Source organism: Planotetraspora thailandica, from assembly GCF_016863335.1.
In the GTDB taxonomy this organism is placed as follows: Bacteria; Actinomycetota; Actinomycetes; order Streptosporangiales; family Streptosporangiaceae; genus Planotetraspora; species Planotetraspora thailandica.
In genome coordinates, this window is the sequence record NZ_BOOR01000075.1 from 1 (window position 1) to 6,417 (window position 6,417).

Here is a 6,417-nt window from a genome sequence, read left to right on the forward strand (position 1 = left end):
CCGAGGAGTCCGCTCCGGCCGCTGAGGCCGCGACCGAGGAGTCCGCTCCGGCCGCTGAGGCCGCGACCGAGGAGTCCGCTCCGGCCGCTGAGGCTCCCGCCGAGACCACTGCTGAGGCTCCCGCTGAGGCGCCCGCCGACGGGGAGCAGGCGTAGCACGCCGCCCGTACGGCGACGCCGTACGGGCGGCCTCATGGCTCGACCGTGGCGGGCCCGCGCGGCCTCGGCCCGCGCCCGCCACGGGACATCTGATCTGACCTGGGTTTCCAAAGAGGAAATAGGACAATGGCTTCCGTGAACATGGCCGACGTCAAGCGGCTTCGTGAGCTGACCGCCGCCGGCATGATGGACTGCAAGAAGGCGCTCGAGGAGTCCGAGGGCGACTTCGACAAGGCCGTCGACATCCTGCGTCTCAAGGGCGCCAAGGACGTCGGCAAGCGGGAGGCCCGTACCGCCTCCAACGGCCTCGTCGCCGTCAAGCACGAGGGCGACTCGCTCGCCGCCCTGCTCGAGCTCAACTGCGAGACCGACTTCGTCGCCAAGGGTGAGCGCTTCCAGCAGCTCGCCGCCGACGTCGTGGCGCACATCCTCGCGACCAAGCCCTCCGACGTGCCGGCCCTGCTCGAGTCCGAGCTGAACGGCAAGACCGTCAAGGAGCAGCTGGACGAGGCCAACGCCGCGCTCGGCGAGAAGATCGAGATTCGCCGGTTCTCGGTGCTCGAGGGCGGCTTCATCGTCTCCTACATGCACAAGACCGACCCGCAGCTCCCGCCGGCCGTCGGCGTGCTCGTCCAGCTCGACCAGGAGAACGCCGAGGTCGCAAAGGACATCGCCCAGCACACCGCCGCCATGGCGCCGAAGTACCTCAGCCCCGCCGAGGTGCCGGCCGACGTGATCGACAAGGAGCGCTCGCTCTTCGAGCAGATGACGCGCGAGGAGGGCAAGCCGGAGCCCGCCATCGCCAAGATCGTCGAGGGCCGCCTCAACGGCTGGTACAAGGACTTCACCCTGCTGGAGCAGGCTTTCGTGAAGGACAACAAGAAGACGATCGCGAAGGTCGCCGCCGAGGCGGGCGTGAAGGTCCTGGCCTTCACCCGCTTCAAGGTCGGCCAGGCTTAGGCTTACAGCCAGGAGCCGTTGACCCGCAGTTACATCCGAGGAGGCCGCCGCCGTGCAGGAGAACACCAGACCCGCCACGCCGGCGGCTTCGTCGCATGATGGGCGATTGCGCTGGAAGCGCGTGATGTTGAAGCTGTCCGGCGAGGCGTTCGCCGGCGGCGAGGCGCTCGGGATCGACCCGCTGGTCGTCGCCCAGCTCGCCGACTCTGTGGCCGAGGCCGTACGCGAGGGCGTGCAGGTGGCCGTGGTCGTCGGCGGGGGCAACATGTTCCGCGGGGCGGCCCTGTCCGAGCGGGGCATGGACCGCGCCCGGGCCGACTACATGGGCATGCTCGGCACTGTGATCAACTGCCTGGCGCTGCAGGACTTCCTGGAGAAGCGCGGCATCGAGACGCGGGTTCAGACCGCGATCACGATGCAGCAGGTGGCCGAGCCGTTCCTGCCCCGCCGGGCCATCCGCCACCTCGAAAAGGGGCGCGTGGTCATCTTCGGGGCCGGTCTCGGCTCGCCGTTCTTCTCCACCGACACCTGCGCGGCGCAGCGTGCCCTCGAGATCGGCGCCGAGGCCCTGTTGAAGGGCACCCAGGTCGACGGGGTCTACGACTCGGACCCGCGGAAGAATCCCGACGCGGTCCGGTTCGACCAGCTCGACTACGGTGAGGTGCTGACGCGCGGCCTGGGGGTCATGGACTCCACCGCGATCAGCCTGTGCATGGACAACGGCCTGCCCATCGTGGTCTTCGACCTCATGGGCGACGGCAACATCCTGCGGGCGGTCCGCGGAGAGAAGATCGGCACGCTGGTGAGTCCGGCAGGGAAATAGGGAGCCGCAGTGATCGACGAGACCCTCTTCGAAGCCGAGGAGAAGATGGAGAAGGCGGTGACGGTCGCCAAGGACGACTTCGCGGGCATCCGCACCGGCCGCGTCACCCCCTCGATGTTCAACAAGATCCTTGTGGACTACTACGGATCGGCCACCCCGATCCAGCAGCTCGCATCGTTCCACGTGCCCGAGGCGCGCATGGTCCTGCTCCAGCCGTACGACAAGGGAGCGATGGGCGCGATCGAGAAGGCCATCCGTGACAGCGATCTCGGTGTGAACCCCGGCAACGACGGCCAGGTGATCCGCGTGGTGTTCCCCGAGCTCTCGGAGGAGCGCCGCAAGGAGTACATCAAGGTCGCCCGCACCAAGGCGGAGAGCAGCCGGGTGTCGGTGCGCAACATCCGCCGGCACGCCAAGGAGACGCTCGACAAGCTGGTCAAGGACGGCGAAGTGGGCGAGGACGAGGTCCACCGCGCGGTCAAGGAGCTGGACGATCTCACCCAGAAGCATGTGGCCAAGATCGACGAGCTGTTGAAGCACAAGGAAGCCGAACTGCTCGAGGTCTGAGACCGCGTTCTAGGCATGTGGCACGACGTGATCCTTGTGCCGCGCTGTCCGGTGAGCACAGCGCGGCACAAGGATCACGTGTATAGGGAGTAGGACGTTTTGGACGGTACGGCTGCCGCTGGCGACCGGTCTTTCGCGGAGACCGGTGGCTCAGGCGACGGTGACGGCGTTCCTCCGACCGGTGGCGGGCTCGAGCCCGGTGGCACCGGAGGGGTTTCCGGCGGGTTCGGAGGCGCGGAGGGCGGTGTCCCCGGTGCCGGTCCGGGCGGTGCCGCCGGCGGCGGGGGCCGTACAGGGCGGAACCTGCCCGCCGCGGTGGCCGTGGGTGTCGCGCTCGGCGTGGTGGTCATCGCCTCGCTCTACATCGTCAAGATCGCGTTTCTCCTCGTTGTGCTCGCCGCCGTCGGGCTCGGCGTCCACGAACTGACCAAGGCCGTCGCCGTACGCGGCATCCAGGTGCCGGTGGTCCCGCTGCTCGTCGGCATGACGGCCATGGTCGTCGGGCCGTTCTGGGGCGGCCCGGCCTTCCTCGTGGGCGCCTTCGCGCTGACCGTCATGGTCGTGCTGGCATGGCGGATGTTCCAGGGAGCCGAGGGTTTCGTCAGGGACGCCACCGCGGGCGTTTTCATCGCGGTCTATCCGTCGTTGCTCGCCGGGTTCATCCCGTTGCTCCTCAAGCCCGACGACGGCCCGGACCGGGTGCTGATCTTCATCGCCGTGACCGTGGCCAGCGACATCGGCGGTTATTTCGCGGGGATCATGTTCGGCAAGCACCGCATGTCTCCGCTCATCAGCCCGAAGAAGACGTGGGAGGGCTTCGCGGGTTCGGCGCTCGCCTGCGTCGTCGCCGGCGCGTTACTGGTGCGCTTCCTGCTCGAGGGCGCGTACTGGCAGGGCGCCGTCCTCGGTGCGGTCGTGGTCGTGTGCGCCACCCTCGGCGACCTGATCGAATCGGTGATCAAGCGCGACCTCGGCATCAAGGACATGGGCACCCTGCTGCCCGGTCACGGCGGCGTCATGGACCGCCTCGACTCCCTCCTGTTCACCCTCGTCCCCGTTTGGCTGCTTCTCACGTTGTTCATCGGCTAGATCCTGCTTCGTACGGCCAGGCGGTCGGAAAGCGCCTCATGCCCCTGATCCTGGGCGAGCCGGAGCTCGGCGTCGGTCAGCGGGACCAGCCACAACCACCGGACCGATTCGCCTCCGAAGGCGAAGCCCGACAGGTCGGGGATCCCCGGCGGACCGGCCAGCATGATCACCCCTTGATGTCCCCCGTTGAGGGGGAACGTTCCCGGGCCCTGAAACCAGCGAGCCGTATGGCCGTGCCCCAGCCAGGTGACCGACCGCCACGGGTACTGGCCGAGCCACAGCAGCACCCGGGTGGCAATGCCCGGATCCTGCCTCGTCGCGATGGCCAGTTCGATGCGGCAGGCCGTGTCGTACAGCTCGGCCGTCGGCATCCGCTGGCAGCTCATGCCGACCGTCGACAACACGGTGTAGTCCCGACCGAATCCCGGGGGACGCTCGGTCACCCCCACCACGGGCAATCGCGCTCCGCTGACGTCCCAGTAGCGTCCGGGTGGCCCGAGCCTGCTGTCCAGGTGCCCCATGACGAACTGCTGGAACGAGGCCCAGCTGCCCTCCGCCTCACGCCACTGCCAGTACGCCTGGGCCTTGGCCACGCGTGGGGCCAGCCCCTCCAGGGCCTCGCTGAGCGACCACGCGAACGTGGACTCGCCTACGGCGTCCCTGGAATACCCCGGCATGCCACGTTCCAGGTCGGACCAGCCCGGAATGACCGCGAGGAGGTCGCCGTTCTCGAACACGGCCACGCCGTCGCCCTCCTCGAACCAGAGCACGGACAACGACGCTGCGTCCAGCGGCGGTGTGCCCTCCGGCTTGCGGGTGTTCGCGCGGGCCATCACGGGAGGCAGGCCGGCGTTGGCGCGGGCCAGATCCACCGTCTCCGGAGCGGGCACGTGGTTGGCCAGCCAGACCGCTCCGTGGACGGTTCCCTTGGGCCCGCGCAGGTAAGCTACTGAGGATGCCCGGTCGCGTTCGATGGTGAGAGTGCGGCTCCCGTAGGGGTTGGGGCTGGTGAGCACCACGGCCGCGCTGTCCAACAGCTCACCTCCGAAGTCACCGTCAGGATCAAACCGCCACAGTCCAGAATGTAAGGCTGCTTTCGGCAGTCGTTAAGACCACATCTGCAGGAGATCGGAAGGTTTCGCGTGAGCGACCAGCCCAAGACCGGCCAGCTGACCCTCGTCGCGCCGCGCCGGGCCAAGCCGCAACGCCATCTGGCCGACCTCACGATGACGGAGCGCCGGGCAGCTGTCGCCGAACTGGGTGAGAAACCGTTCCGCGCCGACCAGCTTTCCCGGCACTACTTCACCAAGCTCACCGGGTCCGCCGACCAGATGACCGACCTGCCCGGCGAGAGCAGGGAGCGGCTGGTATCCGCTCTCATGCCGTCCCTGCTGACTCCGGTCCGGGAGATCACCTGCGACGACGGCATGACCCGCAAGATGTTGTGGAAGCTCTTCGACGGATCGCTCGTCGAATCTGTGCTGATGCGCTACCCCGACCGTGTGACCATGTGCGTCTCCTCCCAGGCCGGTTGCGGCATGAACTGCCCGTTCTGCGCCACCGGGCAGGCGGGCCTGACCCGGAACATGTCCACGGCGGAGATCGTCGAGCAGGTCGTCGCCGGTGCTCGCGCCCTGGCCGCGGGCGAGGTGCCCGGCGGGCCGGCCCGGGTCAGCAACATCGTCTTCATGGGCATGGGCGAGCCGATGGCTAACTACAAGGCTGTGATCGGTGCCGTACGCCGCCTCGTCGATCCCGCACCCGAAGGCCTGGGAATCTCGGCACGAGGCATAACCGTCTCCACCGTGGGCCTCGTCCCCGCGATCGAAAAGCTCGGCAACGAGGGACTCCCCGTGACGCTTGCCGTCTCGCTGCATGCTCCGGACGACGAACTCCGCGACACCCTCGTGCCCATCAACACCCGGTGGAAGGTCGCCGAGGTGCTCGGCGCCGCGTGGAACTACGCCGCGAAGACCAAGCGCCGCGTCTCCATCGAATACGCCCTCATCAAGGACATCAACGACCAGGAGTGGCGAGCCGACCTGCTCGGCCGGCTCCTCAAGGGCAAGCTCGTGCACGTCAATCTGATTCCGCTCAATCCCACGCCCGGCTCGAAATGGACCGCCTCCCGTCCTGAGGACGAGCGCGCCTTCGTGCGGCGGCTGGAGTCGCATGGCGTCGCCGTCACCGTTCGCGACACCCGTGGTCGCGAGATCGACGGAGCGTGCGGGCAGCTCGCCGCCGCGACCCCCGCGTCCTGACTGATTAGGTTTTTCGCTGATTGGGGCCGTTGCGCTGGGCCGAGCGCCGCGCGGGCATTGGTGTCGCAGGGTTCTGCCTCGCGATGGTTGGGCATTGCGCTTGCTTCGGCGTTGTGCTGGGTCTTCGCCTATGGATTGGGCTCCGCCAGGGTTGGGCCTCGCGCTGGATTGGCCTTCGTACTGGAACCGGGTGACTGAGCGCGCCCCCGGCTCGGCCGAGCAGGCGATGGGTGACGGGCCTTCAGAAGGGAGGCGGGTCGTCATCGTGCCCGAGGAGTGGGCTTGGTCGGCCGGGTGGAGTGGCTGGGCTGCGACCGTCACTGGCGTACGAGTCGCCTTGAGCATGTGAAGTCGCCCTTTCTGCGGAGCTCTGACCCCGTCGCGGCGTGACGTGGGCAGTGCTTTCTCGTGATTCGCCGGCGTCGAGGTCGCTTCTGTCGCCGGCGCAGTGGTCTGCGCGGATGCCGCTGTCATGCGTTTCGGTCTTCTCGTTGCTGCGCTCAGCCGGGTTCGGGTTTTCGCTGGTCAGGGTGGGTTGGTCGTGGTCGGGGGTGTGTTC

6 protein-coding genes are annotated in these 6,417 nt (G+C 68.1%); 5 read left to right on the top strand and 1 reads right to left on the bottom strand.

Annotated features, from left to right (window positions below; translation table 11 throughout):
• Positions 1-284: 284 nt before the first annotated feature.
• The 4 genes from tsf to Pth03_RS36605 all read left to right on the top strand — a co-directional run bounded on the left by tsf (position 285) and on the right by Pth03_RS36605 (position 3,597).
• Positions 285-1,118 carry a translation elongation factor Ts gene (gene tsf / locus Pth03_RS36590; protein WP_203949078.1) on the top strand — a complete coding sequence of 278 codons (834 nt, stop codon included), beginning with the start codon at positions 285-287 and terminating at the stop codon, positions 1,116-1,118.
• A gap of 124 nt (positions 1,119-1,242) precedes the next feature.
• The gene (gene pyrH, locus Pth03_RS36595) at positions 1,243-1,941 is read left to right on the top strand and encodes a UMP kinase (protein WP_239119649.1); all 699 of its coding nucleotides are present in this window, start codon (positions 1,243-1,245) and stop codon (positions 1,939-1,941) included.
• Between the two features lie 9 nt (positions 1,942-1,950).
• Positions 1,951-2,508, top strand: coding sequence for a ribosome recycling factor (frr, locus tag Pth03_RS36600; RefSeq protein WP_203949080.1), 558 nt, complete (start codon positions 1,951-1,953; stop codon positions 2,506-2,508).
• A gap of 99 nt (positions 2,509-2,607) precedes the next feature.
• Positions 2,608-3,597, top strand: a complete 990-nt coding sequence (locus Pth03_RS36605) for a phosphatidate cytidylyltransferase (protein ID WP_239119647.1) — start codon at positions 2,608-2,610, stop codon at positions 3,595-3,597.
• Here the strand turns inward: Pth03_RS36605 and Pth03_RS36610 are convergent.
• Positions 3,594-4,631, bottom strand: a complete 1,038-nt coding sequence (locus Pth03_RS36610) for a suppressor of fused domain protein (protein ID WP_239119648.1) — start codon at positions 4,629-4,631, stop codon at positions 3,594-3,596. The genes Pth03_RS36605 and Pth03_RS36610 overlap by 4 nt on opposite strands.
• Before the next feature lie 108 nt (positions 4,632-4,739).
• Here Pth03_RS36610 and rlmN point away from each other — a divergent pair, with 108 nt between their 5' ends.
• Positions 4,740-5,858 (top strand): dual-specificity RNA methyltransferase RlmN, encoded by a 1,119-nt coding sequence (rlmN, locus tag Pth03_RS36615; RefSeq protein ID WP_203949081.1) that lies wholly within the window; start codon positions 4,740-4,742, stop codon positions 5,856-5,858.
• The last annotated feature ends 559 nt before the right edge of the window (positions 5,859-6,417 follow it).